General features: G+C 64.4%; 26 protein-coding genes and 1 tRNA gene. 10 read left to right on the top strand and 17 right to left on the bottom strand.

Annotated elements, in window-relative coordinates:
* Nucleotides 1–8: 8 nt before the first annotated feature.
* Entirely contained in the window at nucleotides 9–437 is a 429-nt protein-coding gene (locus tag OU999_03150; protein ID WAC24207.1) for an addiction module antidote protein, read from the bottom strand.
* A gap of 253 nt (nucleotides 438–690) precedes the next feature.
* The gene (locus OU999_03145) at nucleotides 691–1,587 is read right to left on the bottom strand and encodes an N-formylglutamate amidohydrolase (GenBank protein WAC24206.1); all 897 of its coding nucleotides are present in this window, start codon (nucleotides 1,585–1,587) and stop codon (nucleotides 691–693) included.
* Nucleotides 1,588–1,785: 198 nt separating this feature from the next.
* Between OU999_03145 and OU999_03140 the strand changes: the two genes are divergently transcribed.
* From OU999_03140 to OU999_03125, 4 genes are all read left to right on the top strand, one after another.
* Nucleotides 1,786–2,163, top strand: a complete 378-nt coding sequence (locus OU999_03140; GenBank protein ID WAC24205.1) for a response regulator — start codon at nucleotides 1,786–1,788, stop codon at nucleotides 2,161–2,163.
* Between the two features lie 108 nt (nucleotides 2,164–2,271).
* A tRNA-Val gene (locus tag OU999_03135) sits at nucleotides 2,272–2,346 on the top strand.
* A 98-nt stretch (nucleotides 2,347–2,444) separates the two neighbouring features.
* Nucleotides 2,445–3,218: a thioesterase family protein gene (locus tag OU999_03130; GenBank protein WAC24204.1), complete on the top strand. Its 774-nt coding sequence runs from the start codon at nucleotides 2,445–2,447 to the stop codon at nucleotides 3,216–3,218.
* 59 nt (nucleotides 3,219–3,277) lie between these two features.
* Nucleotides 3,278–4,255 carry a nitronate monooxygenase family protein gene (locus tag OU999_03125; protein WAC24203.1) on the top strand — a complete coding sequence of 326 codons (978 nt, stop codon included), beginning with the start codon at nucleotides 3,278–3,280 and terminating at the stop codon, nucleotides 4,253–4,255.
* Nucleotides 4,256–4,308: 53 nt separating this feature from the next.
* Here OU999_03125 and OU999_03120 read toward each other — a convergent pair whose 3' ends face one another.
* From OU999_03120 to ptsP, 7 genes are all read right to left on the bottom strand, one after another.
* Nucleotides 4,309–4,686, bottom strand: coding sequence for a hypothetical protein (locus OU999_03120; protein ID WAC24202.1), 378 nt, complete (start codon nucleotides 4,684–4,686; stop codon nucleotides 4,309–4,311).
* 62 nt (nucleotides 4,687–4,748) lie between these two features.
* The gene (locus OU999_03115) at nucleotides 4,749–5,141 is read right to left on the bottom strand and encodes a hypothetical protein (protein WAC24201.1); all 393 of its coding nucleotides are present in this window, start codon (nucleotides 5,139–5,141) and stop codon (nucleotides 4,749–4,751) included.
* A gap of 21 nt (nucleotides 5,142–5,162) precedes the next feature.
* Nucleotides 5,163–7,118 (bottom strand): ATP-dependent zinc metalloprotease FtsH, encoded by a 1,956-nt coding sequence (ftsH, locus tag OU999_03110; GenBank protein ID WAC24200.1) that lies wholly within the window; start codon nucleotides 7,116–7,118, stop codon nucleotides 5,163–5,165.
* Between the two features lie 93 nt (nucleotides 7,119–7,211).
* Entirely contained in the window at nucleotides 7,212–8,162 is a 951-nt protein-coding gene (tilS, locus tag OU999_03105; GenBank protein WAC24199.1) for a tRNA lysidine(34) synthetase TilS, read from the bottom strand.
* Nucleotides 8,163–8,169: 7 nt separating this feature from the next.
* The gene (locus OU999_03100) at nucleotides 8,170–9,144 is read right to left on the bottom strand and encodes a hypothetical protein (protein ID WAC24198.1); all 975 of its coding nucleotides are present in this window, start codon (nucleotides 9,142–9,144) and stop codon (nucleotides 8,170–8,172) included.
* Nucleotides 9,145–9,278: 134 nt separating this feature from the next.
* Nucleotides 9,279–10,169 carry a DUF4115 domain-containing protein gene (locus OU999_03095; GenBank protein ID WAC24197.1) on the bottom strand — a complete coding sequence of 297 codons (891 nt, stop codon included), beginning with the start codon at nucleotides 10,167–10,169 and terminating at the stop codon, nucleotides 9,279–9,281.
* Between the two features lie 167 nt (nucleotides 10,170–10,336).
* Nucleotides 10,337–12,619, bottom strand: a complete 2,283-nt coding sequence (gene ptsP / locus OU999_03090; protein WAC24196.1) for a phosphoenolpyruvate--protein phosphotransferase — start codon at nucleotides 12,617–12,619, stop codon at nucleotides 10,337–10,339.
* A 135-nt stretch (nucleotides 12,620–12,754) separates the two neighbouring features.
* Here ptsP and OU999_03085 point away from each other — a divergent pair, with 135 nt between their 5' ends.
* A complete protein-coding gene (locus tag OU999_03085) occupies nucleotides 12,755–13,873 on the top strand; it encodes a DUF5694 domain-containing protein (protein WAC24195.1) in 1,119 nt (372 codons plus the stop codon).
* Nucleotides 13,874–14,016: 143 nt separating this feature from the next.
* On the opposite strand, the gene OU999_03080 is transcribed toward OU999_03085, so the two are convergent.
* Nucleotides 14,017–14,175, bottom strand: coding sequence for a YdcH family protein (locus OU999_03080; protein WAC24194.1), 159 nt, complete (start codon nucleotides 14,173–14,175; stop codon nucleotides 14,017–14,019).
* 204 nt (nucleotides 14,176–14,379) lie between these two features.
* Between OU999_03080 and OU999_03075 the strand changes: the two genes are divergently transcribed.
* The 4 genes from OU999_03075 to OU999_03060 all read left to right on the top strand — a co-directional run bounded on the left by OU999_03075 (nucleotide 14,380) and on the right by OU999_03060 (nucleotide 17,484).
* Nucleotides 14,380–14,577: a DUF465 domain-containing protein gene (locus OU999_03075; protein WAC24193.1), complete on the top strand. Its 198-nt coding sequence runs from the start codon at nucleotides 14,380–14,382 to the stop codon at nucleotides 14,575–14,577.
* A 125-nt stretch (nucleotides 14,578–14,702) separates the two neighbouring features.
* Complete coding sequence (locus OU999_03070) at nucleotides 14,703–15,182, top strand: DUF1465 family protein (GenBank protein ID WAC24192.1); 480 nt, start codon at nucleotides 14,703–14,705, stop codon at nucleotides 15,180–15,182.
* Between the two features lie 101 nt (nucleotides 15,183–15,283).
* A complete protein-coding gene (locus OU999_03065) occupies nucleotides 15,284–16,390 on the top strand; it encodes a phosphotransferase (GenBank protein ID WAC24191.1) in 1,107 nt (368 codons plus the stop codon).
* Nucleotides 16,384–17,484: a hypothetical protein gene (locus OU999_03060; protein ID WAC24190.1), complete on the top strand. Its 1,101-nt coding sequence runs from the start codon at nucleotides 16,384–16,386 to the stop codon at nucleotides 17,482–17,484. Before OU999_03065 ends, OU999_03060 begins: the two co-directional genes overlap by 7 nt.
* A 3-nt stretch (nucleotides 17,485–17,487) precedes the next feature.
* Here OU999_03060 and OU999_03055 read toward each other — a convergent pair whose 3' ends face one another.
* The 7 genes from OU999_03055 to OU999_03025 all read right to left on the bottom strand — a co-directional run bounded on the left by OU999_03055 (nucleotide 17,488) and on the right by OU999_03025 (nucleotide 22,635).
* Entirely contained in the window at nucleotides 17,488–18,792 is a 1,305-nt protein-coding gene (locus tag OU999_03055; protein WAC24189.1) for an RcnB family protein, read from the bottom strand.
* A 190-nt stretch (nucleotides 18,793–18,982) separates the two neighbouring features.
* Complete coding sequence (locus tag OU999_03050; GenBank protein WAC24188.1) at nucleotides 18,983–19,465, bottom strand: GAF domain-containing protein; 483 nt, start codon at nucleotides 19,463–19,465, stop codon at nucleotides 18,983–18,985.
* Between the two features lie 24 nt (nucleotides 19,466–19,489).
* Nucleotides 19,490–19,897, bottom strand: a complete 408-nt coding sequence (gene arfB, locus OU999_03045; protein WAC24187.1) for an alternative ribosome rescue aminoacyl-tRNA hydrolase ArfB — start codon at nucleotides 19,895–19,897, stop codon at nucleotides 19,490–19,492.
* Nucleotides 19,890–20,582 carry an RNA pseudouridine synthase gene (locus OU999_03040; protein WAC24186.1) on the bottom strand — a complete coding sequence of 231 codons (693 nt, stop codon included), beginning with the start codon at nucleotides 20,580–20,582 and terminating at the stop codon, nucleotides 19,890–19,892. The genes arfB and OU999_03040 overlap by 8 nt, the downstream gene beginning before the upstream one ends.
* A gap of 4 nt (nucleotides 20,583–20,586) precedes the next feature.
* The gene (locus tag OU999_03035) at nucleotides 20,587–21,249 is read right to left on the bottom strand and encodes an LLM class flavin-dependent oxidoreductase (protein ID WAC24185.1); all 663 of its coding nucleotides are present in this window, start codon (nucleotides 21,247–21,249) and stop codon (nucleotides 20,587–20,589) included.
* Nucleotides 21,170–21,580 (bottom strand): MsnO8 family LLM class oxidoreductase, encoded by a 411-nt coding sequence (locus tag OU999_03030; GenBank protein WAC24184.1) that lies wholly within the window; start codon nucleotides 21,578–21,580, stop codon nucleotides 21,170–21,172. Before OU999_03030 ends, OU999_03035 begins: the two co-directional genes overlap by 80 nt.
* Nucleotides 21,581–21,654: 74 nt before the next feature.
* A complete protein-coding gene (locus OU999_03025; protein ID WAC24183.1) occupies nucleotides 21,655–22,635 on the bottom strand; it encodes a hypothetical protein in 981 nt (326 codons plus the stop codon).
* Between the two features lie 270 nt (nucleotides 22,636–22,905).
* Between OU999_03025 and OU999_03020 the strand changes: the two genes are divergently transcribed.
* Nucleotides 22,906–24,228, top strand: coding sequence for a cytochrome P450 (locus OU999_03020; protein ID WAC25333.1), 1,323 nt, complete (start codon nucleotides 22,906–22,908; stop codon nucleotides 24,226–24,228).
* Nucleotides 24,229–24,355: the final 127 nt, after the last annotated feature.

Genomic DNA, 24,355 nt, shown 5'->3' with positions numbered 1-24,355 from the left:
CGCCCGGATCACGCCGAAGCAGGCACCATGCGGCCCATCTGCCACATGAGGTTGTAGATCAGCGTGCGCGCATCTTCGGCGAGCATTTCGCTGGTCTGCCGGTCGAACGCGGCGCGGTTGCCACGCATCGCGCTGCGCACCATGCCGACAAACATCGTCTCGTCGGGCGACAATCTGCCGCAGCACGGGCGCGAAACGCAGAACGGCTCTGGCCAGGCCTGCCCCATCGCCTCGACCACCAGCGAAAGCTGATTGGACAGCGCCACGCTGCCCAGCCGCGCGGCGACATGGGGGGCCGGATCGTTGCCCGACTTGTGCGCAAACACCGCGATCCGCATGGCCACCACCAGCTTCGCCTCGACGAGACTTGCAGATCCCAGCTCGGCTGGTTGATCCAGCATGTCGTGCCACCAATAGCCCATGACCACTCCTTCCATAACCGTTTGCCGCGCCCCGTGGGACCGACACACAAACGTTATTGCGAGTGGATCGCATTAGCAAGAAAATTCGCGCACCGATAATTTTTACCTTTGGGGCCATTGAAGTGCCCCGTGCTTTGCCCTAAATTGACTGTGTCGGGACGCTTCCCCCCCTTTCGCGTTCCGGCAGGTGCACTTGTGCACCTCCTCCCTGAACCTTGGCCGCCTCGTGATCCGTCACGAGGCGGTTTTTTCTTGGGGGTTCCGCGGGTTATTCCGCAGCGATGGCCAGATCAGGGCCATCAAGGCGCAGCAGATCATCCGCCAATGTCCGGACAAGACTCGCCAGAGCGTGCCTGATCTGGCCCAGTCCCTCGCCCGGGGTCTTGAGATCAGACGCGAGGTACAGGCTGCGATCGACCTCGACCTGCAGCGCGTGAATGCCGCGCGCCGGCCTGCCATGGCGGTCGAGCACATAGCCGCCGGCATATGGGTGATTGAGCGCAACCTCGAACCCAGAGCTCTTGAGCACGCGCAGCGCAAGGTCGCACACCGGCCCGCTCGCCGATCGCCCGAACCGGTCGCCCAGCACAATCTGCGGCGGGCGGTTGCTCCCCTCCGGGCGCAGCGGCGGCATGGAATGCAGGTCGATCAACAGCGCACAGCCGAATCGCGATTTCAGCGCCGCGAGCGCCTGGCCCAGTGCGCGGTGATAGGGATCATGCAGTTGCGCGATCCGCCCCTGGATATCGGCTTGCGCAAACGGCCTGCGCCATAACTCGCCATGATCGGCCAGACGCCGCGGCACCAGGCCCAGACCGCCGCGCACCTTGGCGCTGGGCTGGGCAAAGGCGGTACGCGGCGCATCCGTGACCATTTGCGGGTCGACCTCGCTCGGCGCGCGGTTGAGATCGATCCACGCGCGCGCCGTGTGCGCAACCAGCGTTGCGCAGCCAGAGCTTGTCCGCTCGGGCAGCAGCATGTCGGCGTGGCGATCTTCGAGCCGCTCCAGCACCTCGGGCACAACGCGCGCATTCTGCAGGATGGCGTCGGGATAGTCGCGACCGGCATGCGGCACGGCCACCAGCACGGGCACGCGCGCTGCATCCACCCCTTCCAGGCTGAACAGCCGCGTTGGCATCGCAGCTTCGATGGGCGCATCATCCATGGCTCACGGACATGCGCCAAAGCACGGGTCAAGTCAAAGCCGCATCGGGCGCGATCGCCGGGCCTGGCGCAGGTTTACCCCTGTCCCTTCCGATGTCCTGCTTCGGGGCATGCACAATCAGTGTCATCGGAATGCTGGAAAATCTTAACCGCCTCCGGCATAAACCGTCATCAAGGCACGCGGTGGAGGAATTGGCGAATGTTGCGCATATTGCTGGCAGAAGATGATGCGGCCATGCGGACCTATTTGCAGCGTGCGCTGGAAAAGGCCGATTACGAAGTGACATCGGTGGACCGGGGCACCGCAGCGCTGCCGCTGCTGCAGGACGAGCATTTCGATCTGCTGCTGACCGACATCGTCATGCCCGAGATGGACGGCATCGAACTGGCCCAGCATTGCGGGCGCATTTCGCCCAATACCAAGGTCATGTTCATCACCGGATTCGCCGCCGTCACGCTGAAGGCGGAAAAAGCGGCGCCCAGCGCGCGGGTGCTGTCCAAGCCCTTCCACCTCAAGGATCTGGTGCTCGAAGTCGACCGCGTTTTCGCTCGCGGCACCTTTGCGCAGAGCCTTTGATCCGATTCCTTTTGCGCGACCTCCATTTATGGCTTGCACGACCGCCAAGCTCTTTGTAATGGACCGCCCTTGCCGCAGCTTCTGGCTCCGGCGTACAAGGCAAAGCGTGGGCGTATAGCTCAGTGGTAGAGCACTGTGTTGACATCGCAGGGGTCGGAAGTTCAATCCTTCCTACGCCCACCAGCCTTTCCCCTCTCACCCGTTCAGCAATCCGTAGCGGCAGTCCGCTCCGGTCAAATTTCCGGTAGATTCGCCGCAGAATCTCTGGTCTTAATCGCGCGATGAATCTCGCTCAGACCCTCGCATCGCTGGTCCAGACCGACACTGGCTGGACCGTTTCGATCCCCTCATGCTGGATGCAGGGGCGCACCTCCTATGGTGGCCTTTCCTCGGCGCTGGCGCATCACGCGGCCCGGCTCGCCGTGCCCGATGCACCGCCGCTGCGTTCGGCCCAGGTGGCCTTTGTCGGGCCGCTTGCGGGCGAGGTCACCATCTCGACCGAACTGCTGCGCCGCGGGCGCAACACTGCCTTTGTCGAGGTCAAGATCCGCAGCGCCGAGGGCCTGGGCTTTATCGGCACCTTCATCTTCATGAGTAAGCGCGAGAGCAAGATCGAATTCGAGGGGGTCCATCGCCCCGATGTCGCCCCCCCGCCCGAGGAAGGCAGCACGCGCAGTGGGCCGCCCGAATTCTTCACCTCGCAGATGGAATATCCCGAAAAGCGGCTGGAGCTGGGCATGAACACCCCGCGCCTCGCCAATTGGCACCGCTTTGCCGCGCGCGACGGCCTCGATCATATGACCGAATTGCTGTGCATCGGCGATGGCCTGCCGCCATCGGCCATGGGGCTGATGGATGTCGCCGGGCCAGTGAGCAGCATGAACTGGCAGGTCAACCTGCTGACCGACGCGCCGCAGACCGAAAACGGCTGGTGGTTGCTCGAATCGGTGACGCATCACGCGCATCATGGTGCCGCCAGCCAGTACATGACCGTCTGGAACAGCCGCCTCGAGCCGGTGATGACCGCCATGCAGAGCGTCGCGCTGTTCGTCTGATTCGTCCCCCCTTCCCGCCCGCCGGGAATCCAGAAGCATAAAAGCCAGGAGAGAATGCCATGAAGACCCGCATCACCGAACTTTTCGGCATCGAACATCCGATCATTCAGGGCGGCATGCATTATGTCGGCTTTGCCGAACTGGCAGCGGCCGTATCCAATGCCGGCGGCCTCGGCATCATCACCGGCCTGACGCAGAAGACGCCTGCGGATCTCGATGCGGAGATCAAGAAGTGCAAGGCGATGACCGACAAGCCGTTCGGCGTGAACCTGACCTTCCTGCCGGTTCTAACCGCCCCCGATTATCCCGGCTATGTCCGCGTGATCATCGAAAATGGCATCAAGGCAGTGGAGACCGCGGGCAACAATCCGCAATCGGTGCTGCCCTATCTCAAGGAAGCCGGCGTCAAGGTGATCCACAAGTGCACCAGTGTTCGCCATGCGCTCAAGGCTCAGGCGATCGGCTGCGATGCGGTTTCGGTCGATGGCTTTGAATGTGGCGGCCATCCTGGCGAGGACGACGTGCCCAACATGATCCTGCTGCCCCGCGCGGCGGATGAGCTCGACATTCCCTTTGTCGCCTCGGGCGGCCAGGCCGATGCGCGATCACTCGTCGCCTCGCTCGCCATGGGCGCAGACGGCATCAACATGGGCACCCGCTTCATCGCGACCAAGGAAGCCCCGGTGCACGAGAATGTGAAACAGGCCATCGTGGCGGCATCCGAGCTCGACACGCGTCTGGTGATGCGCCCGCTGCGCAATACCGAGCGCGTGCTGACCAACGAGGCCGTCGAGCAACTGCTGATGATCGAGCGTGAAAAGGGCAAGGACCTGCAGTTCACCGATATCATCGAGCAGGTTGCGGGCGTCTATCCGCGAATCATGATGGAAGGCGATATGGACGCGGGCGCGTGGAGCTGCGGCATGGTCGCAGGGCTGATCCACGATATCCCGACCTGCAAGGAACTGATCGACCGGATCATGACTGAAGCCGAGCAGATCATTCGCGGCCGGCTGGAAGGCTTTCTCGCCGCCTGACGGCTATGCCCTCCTGCCTTCGGGCGGGAGGCCCGCAGCCGAATGCCCGCGCATCACTTGCAGGGAAATTTCTTCTTCATCAGGTTGTAGACCGCGAGGCGGAAGGGCTGTTTCTGCGCTGCTGGCGGCAGGCTGGTCAGATAGGTACGCAATTCCTCGCCCGTCATCTTCGGGCGATCGCTCACCGGCGGGCAGCTGTGCATCTTGCCGCCTGCCTTTTTCTGCCGCGCGATATCGGCGACATACATTTCGCGCACCCGGTCCGATTCCGCCCGCAGCGCGCGGACATCGCTGGACAGCAAGGCGGCCGGACCCAGGGTTTCGGCCTTTTTCATCCCCGCCAGAAACTCGGCCACGGTCATTTCCGATGCCGCCCCGGTCAGAATGACCGCCGTCACTGCAAGTATGGCTGCCTGAACGCCCCGCTTCATCACTGTCCTCCCTCGACTGATCGCCCGATGGATTAGCATCGCCAGATGAACCGCCAATGACCCTATTGCGATGGTGCTGCGCAAGGGTAGCGCAGGGTCATCACCAGCGCGAACGCGGTTTCGAGCGGCATGGCCCGGTTAACCTCGGGAAATGCCCGCAGATAGCCTGTGATATCGCCGAGCGAAAGCTGCGCCTGGCCCGGCGGTGGCGGACAGCTTGGCGGGGCCTCACCACGGGCAGCGGCCTCGGCAAGGCTCGCACGGTACGCCAGCGCCGAAGCCTGCAATGCGGCGCGGATGATGTCGGCCTGGGGCGAGCTGACAGCGGCGTCACCACCGATCGCGACCAGATCGTCAACCTGGCGCAGAAACTCTGCAACGGTGTCAGGCGGGGCAGGCAAGACCGGTGGTGGTGCTGCCTGCGAGGCAAGAAGCACCATCGTCAAACCGGACATCAGCATCGGCAAGGGCCCGGATCAGGCGCCCTGCGGCTTGGGATCGTGGAACGGCCCCTTGCGCTTGCCAGCGCGCGGGATCACCGCACCGATGCCGGGAGCGACATCGGGCTTGGTGGTCGTGCCATCGGGACGATCAAGCTTGCCGGTGTCGATCAGCTGCTGGATTTCCTCGCCGCTCAGGGTTTCATATTCCAGCAGCGCCAGCGCCAGCGTGTGCAGCTGGTCGACATGGTCGCTCAGCACCTGCTTGGCACGGTCATAGCCCTGATCGACGACCTTGCGGATTTCCGCATCGATCTTGCGCGCGGTCTCGTCCGACATCATCAGCCGCTGGCTCTGGCCATAGCCGAGATAGCCTTCCGACTGCTCTTCGTACTGGAGCGGGCCGAGTTCGTCGGACATGCCCCATTTGGTGACCATGTCGCGCGCGAGCTTGGTGGCGTACTGGATGTCGCCGCTGGCGCCCGAAGACACCTTGTCATAGCCGAAGATCACTTCCTCGGCGACGCGGCCACCCATGGACACCGCCAGGTTCGCGTACATCTTGTCGCGGTGGTAGCTGTACACGTCACGCTCCGGCAGACGCATCACCATGCCCAGCGCACGGCCACGCGGAATGATCGTCGCCTTGTGGATCGGATCGGACGCAGGCTCGTGCACCGCAACGATGGCGTGTCCAGCCTCGTGATAGGCGGTCATGCGCTTTTCGTCCTCGGTCATCACCATGGACTTGCGCTCGGCGCCCATCATGACCTTGTCCTTGGCTGCCTCGAACTCGCTCATCGCGACCAGCCGCTTGCCGCGACGCGCAGCGAGCAGAGCGGCCTCGTTGACCAGGTTGGCGAGGTCCGCACCCGAGAAGCCGGGGGTTCCGCGCGCAATGGTGCGAGCATTGACGTCGGGCGCCAGCGGCACCTTCTTCATGTGCACCTGCAGGATCTTTTCGCGGCCCTCGATATCGGGAACCGGCACCACGACCTGGCGATCGAAACGGCCCGGACGCAGCAGCGCGGGGTCAAGCACATCGGGACGGTTGGTCGCCGCGATGATGATGATGCCCTCATTGGCCTCGAAGCCGTCCATCTCGACCAGAAGCTGGTTCAGCGTCTGCTCGCGCTCGTCATTCGAATTGCCGAGGCCCGAGCCACGATGGCGACCGACCGCATCGATTTCGTCGATGAAGACGATGCACGGTGCGTTCTTCTTGGCCTGTTCGAACATGTCGCGCACGCGGCTTGCACCAACGCCGACGAACATTTCGACGAAATCCGAACCCGAAATGGTGAAGAAGGGCACGCCTGCCTCACCCGCGATGGCGCGAGCGAGCAGCGTCTTGCCGGTGCCGGGCGAGCCGACCAGCAGCGCGCCCTTGGGGATCTGTCCCCCTAGACGGGCAAACTTGCTGGGATCACGCAGGAACTCGACGATCTCCTGCAGCTCCTCGCGCGCCTCGTCGATGCCGGCGACGTCGGAAAAGGTCACCTTGCCCGCCTTTTCGGTGAGCAGCTTGGCCTTGGACTTGCCAAAGCCCATCGCACCGCTGGCGCCGCCACCCTTCTGCACCTGGCGAAGGACGAAAAACGCGATGGCGATGATCAGGATGAACGGCAGCGACTGGAACAGGATCGCGACCAGCAGGCTGGGCTGTTCGATCGCCTTGCCGCTGTAATCGACGCCCTTTTCTTCGAGCAGCGGAATGAGGGTCGGGTCATTCTCGACGCGCACGGCGGAGAAGGCCTCATCGTTGACATAGGTGCCCGAGACGCGATCCGAAGAAATGACCACGTTCTTCACCTGGCCATCGGCAACGCGGTCACGGAAGGTCGAATAGCTGATCGAGCTGCCGCGATCTGCGGACCCGCGCGTATCAATGAGCGATACCACCACGAGCAGGCCGATAATGACCCCTGCCCAGATGAGCATGTTCTTCATCCAGCCATTCTGGTTGGAGCCGGGATCCTGATCGTCGTTCATCACAAAGCCTTTGCAGCGGTAAACCATGATCAAGATAGGCTGCTATTCCTGAATGACAATATAATCCGCCCGCGCTTTGACCTGCGATTGTCATTATTCTGCCGCACGCTCGCCCGTTGCGACGTGGCGCGGCGGTGCGGGACCAAAATGCCAGCCCGGATCGGTCCGGGACTGACCGCACAGCATATCCCCGATCATCGCCTGGCTGCCGGACTGGAGCGTCTCGATCAAGCGGTCCAGCGCCGGGCCCCGTACCTGAAGGCCCGGCTGCACCTGGTCGATGCAGCGCAGCACCAGGCGGCGCAGCAAGGCAGGCGGAAACGCGCTGGAAGCGAGGCGAACACCGGTTTCGTCGATAATGATGGCATGGTCCGCCTCGCGCGCCGCAATCCAGTCAAGCGCTTCGGCGGCCTGGGCCAGCGCCAATGCCGATCGCGCCGCCTTGAGCGGGTCGATCGCATCAAAGCCTGCCAGCGCCTCACGCATCCGCACCCGGTCGAAATCGCGATTGGCGTTGCTGGGATCCTCCACGAACGCAATGCCGGCACGCTGGCAATGGCCGAGCAGATCCGCCTTGCGGAAGCCCAGCAGCGGCCGCACCACCCGGCCGACGCGCGCCCGAATACCCGCTAGCCCATCGACACCGCCGCCACGGGCGAGCCGCATCAACACGGTTTCGAGCTGGTCATCGGCATGGTGCGCGGTGACGATGAACTGCGCACCGATAGCGTCGGCATGCGCCTCCAGCAGCGCATAGCGCGCGGCGCGGGCGGCCGATTGCAGGCTGCCGGTGATCGGCGCAGCGGGCTGGAGCGTCGTGTGCGCGATGCCAGCCGCATCGCAATAACACGCGACCATCGCCGCCTCGCCAGCACTTTCGGGGCGCAATCCGTGATCGACGGTCGCCGCCGATACAGCGCCCTGCCAGCCGCGCCCCAGCCAGTCGAGCAACGCCATGCTGTCCGGTCCGCCCGAAACGGCCAGCAACAGGCTGGCCTGCCTGGTCCCGGTCAGACGTGCAAGCGCCTCGGTAGCCTGCGTCAATGCCGCGTCATTTGCATCCGGCATTGCGGCGCCCGGTGGCCAGCCGGTCGATCAGGCGGCCCGCGGCAACCTCGGGATAGACTTCCGCGAGCTCTGCAAAGGCGACGCACGCCTTGGCCTTCTCGTTGAGCTTGATCAGTGATTCACCCAGGAAATAGAGGCTTTCGGGAGCACGGTCGCCCTTGGGCTCCTTCTCGTAATTCTCGGCGAACATCTTGGCCGCAGCACTGGGCTTGCCATCGTCCAGATAGGCGCGGCCCAGCAGGTTGCGGGTATAGCTCGACCGCTTGTGCTTGGGGTGCTTCTCCAGCGTGAAGCGCAGCTGCGCCTGGGCTTCGGGGAGGAACTTGGCCTCCCACAGCCGATAGCCGTACAGATAGGCGTCCTCGCCCGCATCGGCGGTCTGCGGCTTTTCGATCTTGGCGACCGCAGCAATGCGCTCGGCACTGGGTGCAGCAGCGGCGGTGCTGGCCGCAGCAGGCGTTGCCGGACGCACCGTGGCACCACCGCCACCCGGCGTTGCAGCGGGGACCGTGGATGCGGGTGGTGTGGCTGCGGCGGCTGCGGCGGCCGCCTGCTTGGCCTGATCTTCCAGCTGCATCAGCCGCTTTTCAAGCTGGCCGATCTTGAAGCCATTTTCTTCGGTCTGCGCGGTCAGCCGGGTAATCTGGGTTTCCAGCGTATCGACCCGCTGCAGCAGATCGGTCAGCGGCGCGCTGGCCGAAACGCCGTTCGGCGTCGGCGTTGCGGTGGGCGCGCTGATCTCCGGCTCGAAGAACCGGTCGGATGCGCCGGGGAAGACCTTGCGCTGCACGGCGCGCATTTCGGATTCCAGCTTCTTCACACGCGGCTCCAGCGGTGCCGCCTGCGCGGCTGCCGGGCTGGCCGACGCCACCAGCGCCGTGACCATGGTGCCGACGAGCAGCCGCGCGGACAGGCCGATGCGGCGCGGAAAAACCGGGAAAAGGCGGGCGGTCGTCATGTCGGGCTCCAGCTCGGTGCTTTGGTTATCGTGGCAAATCTATAAGGCCCCCGCAGCGTTCGTCAAAGCCGCGTGGCACAAATTCGATGTCATGACGTCACTGAACGGGAGTTGACTGACCTGCCCGGCTATATTCAGCCATCCGTAGCGGCGCTCGCGTCGGCTTGCGATGCGGTTTCAGGCGGCGCAGCGGGCCGCGCCATCAGCGCAGCGGCGGTCACCGGAACATCCTTCACCGCGACTTCCGACGTGCCCAGCGGCGGCACATTACGCCCGCCCACCGTAATCTGGAAGGCATCGGGACGCCCAGTCCAGACCTGAGGGTCCACGGCGTCAGCAGGAATGGTATATTGCTCGCCAAGCGCCATCTGCTTCTGCATCAGCTGCTTGCCTTCGCCGTCGTAGAACTTGATCCAGATGTCATCCTCGGTCGCGGTGAACACGACCTGCGCCTTGGGATCGACCGCCGGTGCAGCTACCGGCTTGCCCTTGGGCTTGGCCTTGCCCGGCACGCTTTCGCTGGACGAAGCGGCATCGGCAGCCTGGGCCAGGTCCTCGACATTCGCACCGGGGAAGAAATAGGTCCGCCAAACGCCGAAGCCTGCGATCAGGATCACCGCGCCTGCAACTGCCGCCATCAGCGCGAGCTTGGCCGAAGGCACCTTGCTGGGCTCATCCAGATCAAACTGCGTCACTTCGCGCGTCGGCTGATGCGATGCGCCGCCCAATGCCTCGCGGATCGCCTGCGCAATCTCGTCTTCGGGAAGCTCGACCGCGCGGGCATAGGCCTTGGCAAAACCGATGGCATAGGTGCGCCCGGGAAGGCTTTCCAGTTTGCCCGCTTCCATTGCCTCGAGATGCCGCATCGGGATGCGTGTGCGCGAGGCGATATCCTGAAGGGTCAGGTCCTGCGCGCGCCGGGCAGCCGCCAGGCTTTCCCCAATGTGCGAAGGTGGGAAAAGATCGCCGGTTGTCGCCCCATCTCCAGATGGCGCAGCCGCTGGTTTATCTGCCGTGTCGGACACGTTTGCGCTCCCGATCCGGGTTGGCCCGGTTATGATGTTGCCCCCGAATTGGGAGAAACATGAACCAGCCCCAAAGTCAACGTTATTGGCCCTTTTTTAACCCTGTTTGGGCCGAACGGAGATGTAAAAACACTGTCATATGGCGTCTTTGCGCAAAGGTTTGCGGTTCAGCCGAGCTCGACGCCCTGATTGGTCGCCCAATCCTGCAGCGCGCCGCGCATGTCAGCGGGGGGATGCGCGAGCATTTCTTCCATCCGTGCCGTGGCCGCTTCCAGGTCGAGCGAGCGCACCATCGCCTTGATCGGGCCGACGGCGGCAGGCGTGATCGACAGGCGGCGGATACCCACGGCAAGCAGTGCCAGCGCCTCGAGCTGCCGCCCGCCCATCTCGCCGCAGACGGTGAGGTCGATGTCATAGGGCTCGACCGATTTCACCACGCGGCGGATGAAGCGCAGGATCGCCGGCGAAATCCAGTCATAACGTTGCGCCAGCTTGGGATGTGCCCGGTCGGCCGCCAGCAGAAACTGGGTAAGGTCGTTGGTGCCGATCGACAGGAAATCGATCTTCGGCCCCAGCAGGTCGAGTGTTTCGGCCAGAGCCGGCACCTCCAGCATCGCGCCAAAGCGAATACGATCAGGCAGCATCTTCTTGCGGCCCTTGAGGAACGCGAGCTGCTCCTCGAAGACCTGGCGTGCGGCATCATATTCCCAGGGTTCGGCGATCATCGGGAACATGACGTTGAGTGTCCGCCCCGCTGCCGCCTCGATCAGCGCCCGCGCCTGCACCTTGAGCAGTCCGTCACGTTCCAGCGCCACGCGGACCGCGCGCCAGCCCATGGCAGGGTTTTCCTCACCGGGGCCATCCTCGCGCAGATAGGGCAGCGACTTGTCGCCGCCGATATCGACGGTGCGGAATACCACCGGCTTTTCCCCCGCCGCGTCGAGCACGTCGCGATAGAGCCGCAACTGCCGCTCGCGCTGCGGCAATGTGGCCGAGACGAGGAACTGGAACTCGGTGCGGAACAGCCCCACGCCGTCCGCGCCGGTGACCGCCAGATGGGCAATGTCATCGCGAAGCCCGGCGTTGATCAGCACGTCGATGCGCTGGCCATCCCTCGTGCGCGGCTCGACATCGCGCAGCGCCGCATAGGCGGCCTGCTTTTCGCGGCTGCGCAGATATTTGGCCTCGAACGCCTCGATCACCTGCGGCGCGGGACGGATCAGCACCGAATTCTCGTTGGTGTCGATCAGCAGATGGTCATCCTGCCGCACCTGGTGCAGGATGTTGCGCATCCGGCCCATCACCGGAATGCCCATGGCCCGCGCGACGATGGTGACGTGCGCGGTGAGCGAGCCCTCCTCCAGGATCACGCCCTTGAGCCGCCGCCGGTCATATTCGAGCAGCTCTGCCGGCCCCAGGTTGCGCGCGATCAAGATGGTGTCCTGGCGCAGGCCCATTTGCGCAGCGGTGCCGATCTGGCCGGAAACGATGCGCAGCAGCCGGTTGGACAGGTCCTCCAGATCGTGCATCCGGTCGGCGAGCAGCGGATCGTCGATCTGCCGCATGCGCATGCGGGTGCGCTGCTGGACGCGTTCGATCGCGGCCTCGGCGGTCAGGCCGCTGTCGATCGCCTCGTTGATCCGCCGCGACCAGCCCTCGTCATAGGCGAACATCTTGTAGGTCTCGAGCACCTCGTCATGTTCGCCGCCTTTGCCGAATTCGGCCTGGCTCGCCATCTTGTCGATCTGCTCGCGCATCTTGATGAAGGCGGAATAGACGCGCTGGCGCTCCGCCTCGACATCCTCTGCCACGATATGCTCGATGGTAATGCGCGGCTGGTGGAAGACCGCCTTGCCGCTCGCCAGCCCCGCCACCAGCGGAAAGCCGATCTCGCGCTGCGAATGCGTCAGCTCCGCGCCGCCATCGACCGCGCCCTGCGCATCGACCAGCCCGGCATTGGCGATCAGCTCGGACAGCACCATCGCCACCGTCTGCATCGCCTCGATCTCGACCTCGAGATAGCGGCGCGGCTCGACATGCTGGATGCACAGCACCCCGACAGCGCGCTCCATCCGCACGATCGGCACCCCGGCAAAGCTGTGGAACTTTTCCTCGCCGGTCTCGGGGCGATACTGAAAGTCCGGATGCGCGGTCGCCTCGGCCAGGTTCAGCGTCTCGACATTCTTGGCGATCGTGCCGGTCAGCCCCTGCCCCAGCGCCAGCTTGGTGACGTGCACCGCCTCCTGGTTGAGGCCGCGCGTGGCGAACAGTTCCAGCACGCCTTCGCGCAACAGATAGATCGAACACACCTCGCTGTTCAGCGAATCCCCGATAATGTCGACCACCTGGTTGAGCTTGGCCTGCGCATTGGTGCGGGCGGCCATGACATCGTGCAGACGGGTAAGAATGTTGCGGGCGGCGAGCGTGGCGTTGATCTGGGCTTCGGACATGCCATGGGTCTAGCACGCGGAAAAGCGGCGCGCCATCCGGGCTTCGCTCCGATTTGGGGTGATGTGCCGGCTATCGACACAGACCGCTCCTTATCGTATCAATACAGCAACACACCTCGATCCGGGAGTTTTGCCTTGTCCATTCGTTTGCCCTTCATTCGCGTCGCGCCGATCAAGTTCTGCATGGCCGCCGGACTGACGCTCGCCGCGCTGCCCGCTCTGGGCCAGGCATATCGCCCCGCCTTTCACCCCGAAGAGCTCAAGGGCCCGCCCAAGGGAACGCCCAACGAGGTGCTGGTTCTTGGCACTCCGCACCTGTCGGGCCTGCCCGAAAGTTTCACGCCGGACCTGCTCGCCCCGTTGCTTGATCGGCTGGCGGCATGGCGGCCCACCGCGATTGCCACCGAGGATCTGTCCGGCCTGCAATGCGACAGCCTGCGCCGCCATCCTTCGCGCTATGCCGAAACGGTGAAGGTCTATTGCTTCGATCCGGCTCCGGCGGGCGCTGCAACGGGGCTGAGCGTGCCCGAGGCCAATGCCGAGGCGGAGCGGTTGCTGGCCGCCTGGCCCGCCAGCCCCACGCCTAGCCAGCGGCGTCACCTCGCTGCCGTGCTGCTGGCAGCCGGAGAACCCGGCTCCGCCCTGGTGCAATGGCTGAGGCTATCGACCGAGGAGCGCAAGGCAGGCGATGGACTGACCGAGGCTCTGGTCGCAACGCTCGAAAAAGCGCGCACGCGGCGGAACGAGACCGATCTGCTGGCTGCGCCGCTCGCCGCGCGGCTCGGGCTGGAGCGGCTGTGGAGCGTCGACGATCACACGGCGGACTCGCCCGAACCCACCGACCTTGCGGAAATAAAGGCCAACGAGCAGGCGATCATGACGGCGTGGGACAATCCGGCATCCCATGCGCGACGGGCCGAAAGCGAGCAGCTCAATGCCAGGCTTACGCAACCCGATGGCCTGTTGAACCTGTATCGCGCCTATAATTCGGCCGAGACCCAATTGGTCACCTATCATTCAGATTTCGGTGCCGCTCTGGTTGAGCCATCCGCTCAAGGCTTTGGCCGGAAATATGTCGGCTATTGGGAGACGCGCAATCTGCGCATGGTGGCGAATATGCGCGATGTTCTGGGCCGCTATCCGGGGACGCGGATGCTCACGATCGTCGGCGCTTCGCACAAGGGCTATTATGAGGCGTATCTGCACCAGATGCACGACGTGCAGCTGGTCGACAGCGACACGGTCTTGCGCTGACGCCGGGACCACGCAACGACTATCAGCCCCGTTGCCCGACGCGCGCTCTGCCCCCGGCCTGTATCAGGCCTTGCAGGCGCGCCGGGCGGTTTTGCGGACGCCAGGCCCCCCGGCCGACATCCGCGGTAATCAGATCAACCTAATCAGTGCAGGCTGATTTCCTCCTTGATACGCAGTTTCTGCTTCTTGAGTTTGGCGATCAGCGCAGTGTCGGGTGCCGGCCTGCGCTCTTCGTCGTGGATCATCCGTTCGATACCAGCATGCTTGGCCTTGAGGGCTTCGGTATGGCTGTCGTTCAGCATGTATGTCTCCTTCGACTCGTTGCCTTCTCATCTTGGGACAGCAATCTAAACATAAAATTTCCGGCCTGTCTGTGGCGTTATGCACAGGCCCGCTTGCAATGCGGCGAAACATTCCATAACCGCGATAACCGGCAGGCCTCGCGCCTGCGCTATGGCGATCCAGGGCCCTGACCGGGCCATGCTGTGGTGGGAAAGGGCGCGCGCGTGACAGAGGAAGAAGTCCGGCAGAAGCTGGTCTCATTGCGCATTGAGCATCGCGATCTCGACCATGCCATTGTCGCGCTCAGCAATGGCGGAACGCCGGACATGCTGCAGCTTGCCCGGCTGAAGAAGCGCAAGCTGATGCTGCGCGACCAGATCGCGATACTGGAAGACTATCTGATCCCCGACATCATCGCCTGAACGGCACCGCAAACCGCTTCACATGTATGCGTTCGACTGTTCCGAGTTGACACAAAGCCCCGCAATGGCGGCTTAACCATAGCTTTGGCCTGTGCAGGTTCATGCGGATTTGGCAGACATCGCACATGGAAAGCGTTCAATCCCCCTTCACTGCCAAGCTGGTCGAGTCGCTCTATATCGAGGCGATGGTCCTTGCCGACGAGGCGCGCTCCTATTTCGAGCTGACCCCACGCGAACAGGGGCTGGGCGAGCAGGACGATATCCGCATCGACATGTCATGCGAGTCATTGCGCGTGACCACCCGGCTGATGCACTCGATCGCCTGGCTGCTGAACCAGAAAGCGTTCTTCGCCGGCGAGCTTTCCGAACATCAGCTCCGCAGCCGCAGCCGCTCGCTCGGCAAATGCAGCACCAGCGATCCGTTCGTGGTGACGCGTCTTCCCGTCGAGGCGCAGCGTCTGGTCCACGAAACCCAGCACCTGCTGGATCGGCTGATCCGGCTGGAACGGTCGCTCGAGGCGGACCGGCTTGGCTTTGCCGAGGTGCAGGCCATGCACCCGATGGTTCACCAGATGCAGGCCCGGCTCGCCAGCGAACTGGCCTGAACCCGGCAACGCCAGGGCAAATGCCCGATTGCAATCTGCCACCCCCTGTTTAATCATGTGATTAAACAGCGACCGGACACGATCCGGCGGAGAGGACAGGCATGCAGGCATTTCCGACGCGCGCGGAGGATATCAGCCGCGACTGGTTGCAGGGGCAGCTGGACGCAGCGGGCGTTCTGGACGGCGCGCATATCGCGGCGATGGACTCGACGCCGATCGGGACCGGACAAGTGGGCGATACCGTCCGGATCGCGCTCAGCTACGACCGCCCTGCCCCTGGCGCACCGCGCTCCATTGCCGCCAAGCTGCCTTCGCGCGATGCCACCAGCCGCACGACCGCAGCGCATTTCAAGCTGTACCTGCGCGAGGTAAATTTTTACGCGCGTGTCGCGCCGCTGATCTCGATGCGCGTGCCCCAGGTGTTCACCGCGCTGATCGATGATGCCGGATGCGATTTCATCCTGCTGTTCGAAGATCTCGGCCCGGCTCAGGCGGGCAACCAGCTGGCCCCCTGCACGCCCGAACAGGCGCGTGCCGCCATCTGCCAGGCGGCGCTGCTGCATGCCTCGACTGATGGTCTGCCGGTGCTCGACGAGGACTGGCTGCAAGGGGACCCGGCCGCGCGCGACTGGATCATCCAGGCCTATCCCGGCGCGCAGGCCGTTTTCCGCGAACGCTATGCCGGGCAGATCGAACCCGAATATCTGGAGGTGTGCGAGCTGCTGGCCGAGCATTGCGCGACCTGGTTCCATTTCACGCCCTCGACACGCTGCATCATGCATGGTGATTTCCGGCTCGACAACATGCTGTTCGACATTCGTGGCGGCGCTGAGCCGATCGCGCTGGTCGATTGGCAGACCTGCGTCACGGGCGGCGGCACCAGCGATCTGGGCTATTTTCTGGGTACCGGTATCGGCACGCAATTGCGGCGCGTGCATGAGGACGCACTGATCGACCTGTATTGCGCCGAGATGACCCGGCTGGGGGTACCGCGCGACCGCGCCGCGATCTGGGACGATTATCGCATCGGCGCGCTGTCTGGCCTGTCGACCGCGGTTTTCAGCGCCGCCTTTGTCGAGCGGACCGAGCGCGGCGATGCCAATTTCCTGTCGATGGCGCGCGGCGCGTGCAGCCTGGCGATCGACCATGACAGCATCGGCGCACTGCTGCGCAATGCAGAAAAACAAGCGGAGACAATGGGATGCTGACCAAAGGTGATGACTATCCCCTGCACCAGACACCAGAGCCGATCGCCTATTCCGGCACCGACCGCAATTTCTACGACCGCTATTTCTTCAACGGCTACAATCCCGATGGCAGCGGCTTTTTCGCGCTGGCCTTTGGCGTATACCCGCATCTCGACATCGCCGACGCCAGCTTTTGCTGCATTCGCAATGGTGTGCAACACAATCTTCACGCCTCGCGCGAACTCGGGATGGAGCGGCTGGACCTGGCGGTCGGCCCGATCCGGATCGAGGTGATCGAGCCACTCAAAGTACTTCGCATCCATGTTGACGGCGAAGGGATCAAGGCGGAACTGACCTTCACAGGCCGTGCCTTCCCGATCGAGGAGCCGCGCTTCACCTTCCGCAACGGCCCGCGCACCTTCATGGACTATACGCGGATGACCCAGAACGGCCATTATAGCGGCTGGATCGAGATTGATGGCGAGCGCATCGATGTAGTGCCCGGATGCAGCGGCACCCGCGATCGCAGCTGGGGTGTGCGCCCGGTCGGCGCGGCCGATGCCCAGCCGCACTCGGGCAGCCGCCAGCCGAGCTTTTTCTGGCAATGGACGCCGATCAATCTGGAAAGCCGCAGCCTGTTCTTTCACCTGAACGCGCATCGCAGCGGCAAGCCGTGGAATACGCGCGCGGTGATTGCCCCCGATGGCGCAGGACATGACGAATTTGTCGAGACGCCCGACGCCGAGATGGTCACGCAGCACCAGCCTGGCACACGCTGGCCTGCGGGCGGCGACCTGGTGATCGATACCGGGCAAGGCCCCCTCAGCGTCAGCTTCACGCCACTGCAGCGCTTCCAGATGCGCGGTCTGGGCTATACCTGTGCGCGCTGGGGCCATGGGCTGAACCATGGCGCCCTGGCGGTCGAACGCGAGGATTTCGATCTTGCCGCGCTCGACCCGCTCGCCCCCGACATGGGCAATCTGCACGTGCAGATCCTGTGCCGCGTGACGACCAGCGCGGGCGAGACCGGGCTGGGCACGTTCGAGCAGTTGGTGCTCGGCCCCTATGATCCCTGGGGGCTGACCGGCTATGGCGACACGCCGGTCAGCGGCTGAACCTCACTTGCGGTAGACGCGCACATTCTTGCTGCGGTGCTGGACCACCGGGCTGTGATGCACCGGCACGTCCTCGGTCACAACAACCGTTTCATTGCAGTTGCAGCTTCCCGGCGTGATCGTGATGGTGGTGACGATCGGCGGCGGATAGTAATAATAATAGCCCGGAGGCGGCGGCGGATAACCCCCCGGCTGGCCCGGAGCGACGCCCTGCTGCGCCAGCAGGCGCTTGCAGCGCTCGCGATCCTCGGCCTTGTCGATCACCATGCCGGCGATCGCCCCGACGCCCGCGCCGATCAGCGTACCGCCGGTGCGGTTGCCGCGACCGGCAATCCGGTTGCCCGCAAGACCGCCAACCGCTGCGCCGACCGCTGCGCCGCCCAGACCGTTGTCGCGGCGGCAGGCTTCCAGAAAGGCGGGATCATAATCGCCTGCATAGTTCACAGGAGGCGGCGGCGCATAGCTGGTGCCATAGCCGCCCGCAGTCTCTGCCGCGAGCAGGCGCTTGCAGCGTTCACGATCCTCTGCCTTGTCGATGACCATACCGGCCAGCGCACCCACGCCCGCGCCGATCAGCGTGCCGCCAGTCCGATTGCCACGCCCGGCGATGCGGTTGCCCGCAAGGCCTCCGGCAGCGGCACCGATCGCCGCTCCACCGAGGCCGCTGTCACGGCGGCATGCCTCCAGAAACGCGCGCTCGTCCATGCCCGAATAAGCCGGCGGCGGAGGCGGCGGAAGGCTGGGATCATAATCGACACCGGCGGTATCGGCGGGGCCACGCACCCAATGCGTGCCCTCGAGCACATCGTCATTACCCAGCAACAGGCTGTTGTCATAGTTATAGGGGTCGTAATCGGGCGAATAGGTCTGCTGCACCACGGTGGTGGCGGTGCCCGGCGCGGCCTGCCAGTTGACGCCCTGGACCGTGTCAAACACCCGGCCATTGCGGTCGGTCAGCACGGCATCGTCATAATAGCGCGACCAGCCAAAGCCCTGGGCCGGGCGCGGCAGGCGATACCCCTGCCAATTGGCGATGTAATAGCTGGGGGCCACCCAGACGCGCGGCAGGATGAAGCCACGGAAGGGGCGGACATAAGCCGGTGCACCGACGGGAAAACGCATGCCATAGCCGGGGCGCACCACGGTGCTGCCGTTGAGCGCACTGCCGGCCTTGAAATCGAACCAGCCCGAAGCGGTCTTTTTCATCGGCGATTCGGCGGCCTGAGCGGGCAGCGCCATGCCGGCAACGGCAAGCAGGCTGGCGGCCATCGCGGCGTGACGCATGGAAGCAAAGGCGCGGCTCTTCATGGTTAACTCCCCTTGGGCAATCGCTGACACCGATAAGCGAGGCGCACAGCTTGCCGCCATGCCGCCCCGCTTTCTTAAGGCTTTGTTAGCATTTGCCGGGGGTTTGCACCATTGCAGCGATGTAAAACCGCCTGTGCGCAAGCCGCCTGTTTCAATATGGGTCAGACCGGCGCATCGGGGTTAACCGCGCTTAAATCCGTCCCGCAAGGCTGCGCGCCAGCCGTTCGATCCCCGCACGATCCTCTTCATCGAACCGGGACAGATGCGGGCTGTCCAGATCGATGACATGCGTCACCTGTCCCTCGTGGATGACCGGCACCACCAGTTCGGACTGGCTGGCAGCATCGCAGGCGATATGCCCGGGAAAGGCGTGGACATCGGCGACAAGCTGAGTCTCGCCGCTCGCCGCTGCCGTACCACACACGCCGCTGCCCAGCGCGATGCGGATACAGGCAGGCTTGCCTACGAACGGACCCAGTACCAGCCCGCCATCGACCATCCGGTAAAAGCCCGCCCAATTGAGGCCGGGGAGAAATTGCCCGATCAGCGCGGCGACATTGGCCATGTTCGCAACGCCATCAGGCTCACCCGCGACCAGCGCCATAGCCGCCGAATGCAGATCGTCATAAAGCTGCGACTTGGGAGCGTTGGGATCAATATCAAATGCGTACATGGCGTTAGGTCCGATATCTCAGGTTCAGTCGAAGGACACGCGACCGCGGTTCTTCTTGATGGTGGAGCGGTTCTTCTTGCCCGCAAGCCGCTCGGTCTTGCCGACGCGGTTGAGGCGCGATTTGGCGCGCACGGCAGGAAGATCATAGGCCTCGGCGAGCAAGGCGGCCAGCCGTTCGCGCGCCTCGCGCCGATTGGCCTCCTGCGTGCGATGGCTGCGCGCCTGGATTACCAGCTCGCCATCCTGGTTGATCCGGCTGCCCGCCAGCGCCCGCAACCGGCTATAGACCAGAGGCGGCAGCCCCAGCGCGAAGATGTTGACGTGCAGCTGAACTGCCGTCGCGACCTTGTTGACATTCTGCCCACCCGGACCGGATGCGGTGATGAAGCGTTCTGAAACAATGGCATGATCAGGAATATTGATATCAGGCATCAATATCCTCCGGCACGGCAAAGCCCAGCTTCAGGAAGCGTTCGGGCATGGTCGCGCGGGCCTCGATCGCCGGCTTGCCGCCGCGCGGGATTGTCAGGCTGGCGGCATGCAGCATCAGCCCGGCTGGATCGACCTTGCCATAAACCGGATCGCCGACCAGAGCGTGGCCCAGCCCGTGCAGCGCATGCACGCGGATCTGGTGGGTCCGCCCCGTCTCCGGCCTGAACTCGATCAGCGTCCGGCCCTGCACGACCGCCAGATGCCGCCAGTGCGTTACGGCGCGCTTCCCGCCAGTGTCGGGCACGATCCGCCAGCCTTCGGCCGCGCTGCTGATCTTGGCGAGCGCCAGGTCGATGGTGCCGCCCTGCTCCGCTACCAGCCCCTCGACCACCCCCCAATATACCTTGGTCACCACGCCGCTCTCGAACGCTGCACCATAGCGCTTGAGCGCCTTGACGTTGCGCGCCAGCAGCAGGCAGCCCGACGTATCCTGATCGAGCCGATGCACGGGTTGTGGCTCGCGCCGAAAGCCGAAGCGCAAGGTGGGCAGAAAATCCTCTAGACTGCGGCCACCGCGCCGGGGCTGGCTGACCGGCAGGCCCGCTGGCTTGTCGATGACAAGCGCCTCGCCATCCATGAACGGCAGCGCATCGGCGGCGCAGAAATCGGGTACGGCAGACGGCATGACGTCAGGCCGCATCGGCCAGGGCAAGGCTCTCGGCGAACAGCTCGATCGCGCGCAGGCGGTCATGCTGGTGATAGGCATTGCACGAAATCATGACCTCATCGGCACCGAAAGCGTCGACCAGCGCCAGCACCCTGGCGCGGACCGTATCGGGCGTACCGAATGCGGCAATGCGCGCCTGTGCCCCGACGATCATCGCCTCGCGCTCGGTAAAGCCCATGTCGCGGCTGTCCTCGGGCGACACGGCCGGTTGGGTGCCCCCGCCCAGCAAGCGCGCGATGTTGAGGAAATAGTTCTTGCGCAGCAACTCGGCCCGTTCGGCATCGTCGCAGGCGAACGCTGTGGTCGCCAGCATCACATAGGGCTCAGCGAGCTGGGCGCTGGGGCGGAAGTTGCGGCGATACAGGTCGGTCAGGCTGGGATCGGCATGCGGGTTGATGAACAGCGCCAGCGCATAAGGCAGCCCCAGCGCGCCAGCCAGCATCGCGCTGTCCGGGCTTGTGCCCAGGATCCAAATGGGTACATCGCCCGCCGGCTCGGGACTGAGCCTCGGCTCGGTCAGGCTGCCGTCGAAATATCCTGCAAGTTCAGCTACCTGTTGCGGGAACTCGCGAAAGCTCGGCGGATGCGGCGCGGATAGGGCGAGCCGCGACGCGCATTTCGCCACCCGGCGCGCGCCCGACGCCCAGATCGATGCGTCCGGGGTACAGGTTGCTCAGCACGGAGAACTGTTCGGCGACCTTGTAGGCGCTGTAGTGCGGCAGCATGACGCCGCCCGAACCCAGCCGGATGCGGCGGGTCTGCGCGCCCATCGCTGCGATCAGGATTTCGGGCGCGCTGCCGCACAGGAAACGGCTGGCGTGATGCTCTGACACCCAGAGGCGGTGATAGCCCAGCCGGTCGGCCAGCCGCGCTGCCTCAAGCGTTGCGTCCAATGCGGCGCTGGCGGGAATATCGGCGAAGCGCACCGATTGGTCGAGGAGCGAAAAACGGATCATCGCTCTCTAGAATAGGGCTTTCGGGGCGGGTCACAACCCCATGGCGTCACCCGCCCCTGCAAAAGCCCGTGTTATCAGTCCTCGCGCACATCCTGTTGACGCACGCCATCGCGATCAGGGACGCTGGCCGGACCGCGCGGCGTTGGCCGATCGATCATCTGCGGCGGACGTTCGGCCCGGGGCGGCCGCTCCATGCGGGGCGGCCGTTCGGCGCGCGGCGGCGGGGTGAAGCCCGGCTGCGCGCCCGGCTGGGGCTGCTGCATTTCGGGCCGGGCACGCCCTTCGCCCCTGCCCTGCCAGGCACCCCTGCCCTGGCCGTCGCCACGGACCTGACCGTCCCCACGGAACTGCCCGTCACCACGTCCCCGGCCTTCACCGCGACCCTGCCAGCCGCTGCGTCCATCCTGGGGCTGACCGATCTGATCCTGCTGGCTCTGCTGCCAACGTTCCATCCGCCGCTGGCGGTCTTCAGGCGTCAGGCCGCCCATGCGCTCGCGCTCGCCGCGACGGGTGCGCGGGAATTCCTGACCGTTCGCTTCGCGCTCGCGCCGCCAGTCGCGCCGGTCGTCCAGCGTCTCGCGCCGATCCCTGCGCCAGTCGCGGCGATCATCGCGATAGTCGCGGCGATCATCGTGCAGATCGCGGCGATCCGCACGCCGCTGCTGCTGATATTCCCAACGACGCTGGCCCCAATAGCGGCGCTGGCGGTCGTCCATCGCAAAGCGCCGACCTCCGGGCCGGTCGTAGAGCCACAGGCCATAGCCGGGATAATAGAAATTGTTCCAATAGCCGCCGCCATAGCCGATCTGGCCAAAGCCATAGCCGGCATCGCAGCCATACCAGCTGTCCCAGGCGGAAAAGCCGTCGCAATAGGGATCGAAGCCGCCGGCATAGCCGCCGCTGCCGACACCGACCGAGACGCCACCATAGCCGCCATAGCCGCCATAGTCACCATAGCCGTAAGCGCACGCCGAAAGTGACGCAGCGCCAAGCGCCAGCGCCGCAACACGAACCGCCTGGCGGCGGGCATTGTGCAATAAGGAAAGAGGTTTCAACGCATCATCCCCATGTCGCCGCAAGCCAGGCGCGGCGGGCCGCCGGGGTAAGCCCCCGATGGTTCGTTCATAGAACCGGCCAGTTGAATTAACGATGAATGGAAAATCTGCTGCGACAGACCGCTTGCTAACATTGGTGTCAATTGGTATTTAATGGATCGATTAAACCAGAGCAGAGGATTCCCCATGGCCACCGTGATTGCTCCCCCGCGCGAAATGTTCCCCGATCACACGATCCAGCGTGACAGCGGCAATCCGCATTGGACCCGGATGCCGGGACCGGGCTCGCTCGACCATATTCCGGGTGAGGACGGCCTGCCGATCCTGGGCGTGACGCTGAAGATGCTCGCCGATCCGGAGAAGTTCGGCAACGAGATGCGCGCCAAATACGGCCCGGTCTATCGCACCAATGCCTTTGGCCGCCGCCAGGTCGCGCTGTTCGGCGCGGAAGCCAACGAGCTGGTGCTGTTCGACCGCGACAAGGTGTTCTCTTCCGAACAGGGCTGGGGTCCGGTGCTCAACCTGCTCTTCCCGCGCGGCTTGATGCTGATGGATTTCGACCATCACCGTGCCGACCGCCGCGCCCTGTCGATCGCCTTCAAGCCCGGTCCGATGCGCCATTATGCCGAGAAGCTCAACGAGGGGATTGCGGCGCGGGTCAATGAATGGGCGAACCGCGACATTCTGTTCTATAGCGAAATCAAGAAGTTGACGCTTGATCTTGCCGCGACCTCTTTCCTTGGCATCCCTTGGGGCCCCGAAGCGGACAAGATCAACACGGCCTTTGTCGACATGGTCCAGGCATCGATCGGCGTGGTGCGCCGTCCGCTGCCCTTCACCAAGATGGGCCGGGGCGTGGCCGGACGGAAGTTCCTGGTCGATTATTTCACGCCCGAGGTCCAGAAGCGCCGCGAACAGCAGGGCCCGGACATGTTCAGCCAGTTCTGCCGCGCCACCCGCGACGATGGCAGCCTGCTCACCACCGATGAGGTGGTCGATCACATGAACTTCCTGATGATGGCCGCGCACGACACCATCACCTCGTCGGCCAGCTCGCTGATCTGGCTGCTCGCGCGCCATCCCGAATGGCAGGACAAGATCCGCGCCGAGCTGCTCGAGCATGCGCCTGCAGGCACGCCGATGCCCTATGATTCGCTGCCCAATCTCGAGCTGACCGAGATGGCGTTCAAGGAAGCGCTGCGGCTGATCCCGCCGGTGCCCTCGACCCCGCGCCGTGCGCTCAAGGATTTCGAATTCGGCGGCTATCGCATCCCGGCCGGCACCCCGGTCAGCATCAGCGCCGCCTATACCCACAAGCAGGAAGAGCACTGGCCCGAGCCGCACCGGTTCGATCCGATGCGCTTCACCGCAGAGGCGACCCGCAACCGCCACAAATATGCGTGGGTGCCGTTCGGCGGCGGCGCGCATATGTGCCTGGGGCTGCACTTTGCCTATATGCAGATCAAGGTGCTGTTGCATCACGTGCTCAGCCAGCATCGCATCGTGACCGAACCGGGCTATGCCCCCGAATGGCAGGCCTGGCCGATCCCGCAGCCCAAGGATGGCCTGAAGGTGCGTTTCGAGCGAATCTGACGGCTCAAGCTTGACGGCATTCCTCGTCACCCCCGCGAAGGCGGGGGTCCCGCTTCTTCGCGACGGTCGGTGAAGGTAGCGGGATTCCCGCGTTCGCGGGAATGACGATGAAGAAAACGGGGTTGCC

Origin of the sequence: Blastomonas sp. SL216, from assembly GCA_026625625.1 — a bacterium.
Taxonomy (GTDB): domain Bacteria; phylum Pseudomonadota; class Alphaproteobacteria; order Sphingomonadales; family Sphingomonadaceae; genus Blastomonas.
The sequence above is the reverse complement of the archived record's forward strand: the minus strand, read 5'-3'. Positions and strand labels throughout refer to the sequence as shown.

What these genes read in the sequence shown, in the direction of transcription:
- OU999_03150 (WAC24207.1), bottom strand. Translation starts at nt 437, where the DNA reads ATGGAAGGAGTGGTCATGGGCTATTGGTGGCACGACATGCTGGATCAA.
- OU999_03145 (WAC24206.1), bottom strand. Translation starts at nt 1,587, where the DNA reads ATGGATGATGCGCCCATCGAAGCTGCGATGCCAACGCGGCTGTTCAGC.
- OU999_03140 (WAC24205.1), top strand. Translation starts at nt 1,786, where the DNA reads ATGTTGCGCATATTGCTGGCAGAAGATGATGCGGCCATGCGGACCTAT.
- OU999_03130 (WAC24204.1), top strand. Translation starts at nt 2,445, where the DNA reads ATGAATCTCGCTCAGACCCTCGCATCGCTGGTCCAGACCGACACTGGC.
- OU999_03125 (WAC24203.1), top strand. Translation starts at nt 3,278, where the DNA reads ATGAAGACCCGCATCACCGAACTTTTCGGCATCGAACATCCGATCATT.
- OU999_03120 (WAC24202.1), bottom strand. Translation starts at nt 4,686, where the DNA reads ATGAAGCGGGGCGTTCAGGCAGCCATACTTGCAGTGACGGCGGTCATT.
- OU999_03115 (WAC24201.1), bottom strand. Translation starts at nt 5,141, where the DNA reads ATGTCCGGTTTGACGATGGTGCTTCTTGCCTCGCAGGCAGCACCACCA.
- ftsH (WAC24200.1), bottom strand. Translation starts at nt 7,118, where the DNA reads ATGAACGACGATCAGGATCCCGGCTCCAACCAGAATGGCTGGATGAAG.
- OU999_03100 (WAC24198.1), bottom strand. Translation starts at nt 9,144, where the DNA reads ATGACGACCGCCCGCCTTTTCCCGGTTTTTCCGCGCCGCATCGGCCTG.
- ptsP (WAC24196.1), bottom strand. Translation starts at nt 12,619, where the DNA reads ATGTCCGAAGCCCAGATCAACGCCACGCTCGCCGCCCGCAACATTCTT.
- OU999_03080 (WAC24194.1), bottom strand. Translation starts at nt 14,175, where the DNA reads ATGCTGAACGACAGCCATACCGAAGCCCTCAAGGCCAAGCATGCTGGT.
- OU999_03070 (WAC24192.1), top strand. Translation starts at nt 14,703, where the DNA reads ATGGAAAGCGTTCAATCCCCCTTCACTGCCAAGCTGGTCGAGTCGCTC.
- OU999_03065 (WAC24191.1), top strand. Translation starts at nt 15,284, where the DNA reads ATGCAGGCATTTCCGACGCGCGCGGAGGATATCAGCCGCGACTGGTTG.
- OU999_03060 (WAC24190.1), top strand. Translation starts at nt 16,384, where the DNA reads ATGCTGACCAAAGGTGATGACTATCCCCTGCACCAGACACCAGAGCCG.
- OU999_03055 (WAC24189.1), bottom strand. Translation starts at nt 18,792, where the DNA reads ATGAAGAGCCGCGCCTTTGCTTCCATGCGTCACGCCGCGATGGCCGCC.
- OU999_03050 (WAC24188.1), bottom strand. Translation starts at nt 19,465, where the DNA reads ATGTACGCATTTGATATTGATCCCAACGCTCCCAAGTCGCAGCTTTAT.
- arfB (WAC24187.1), bottom strand. Translation starts at nt 19,897, where the DNA reads ATGCCTGATATCAATATTCCTGATCATGCCATTGTTTCAGAACGCTTC.
- OU999_03040 (WAC24186.1), bottom strand. Translation starts at nt 20,582, where the DNA reads ATGCCGTCTGCCGTACCCGATTTCTGCGCCGCCGATGCGCTGCCGTTC.
- OU999_03030 (WAC24184.1), bottom strand. Translation starts at nt 21,580, where the DNA reads ATGATCCGTTTTTCGCTCCTCGACCAATCGGTGCGCTTCGCCGATATT.
- OU999_03020 (WAC25333.1), top strand. Translation starts at nt 22,906, where the DNA reads ATGCCGGGACCGGGCTCGCTCGACCATATTCCGGGTGAGGACGGCCTG.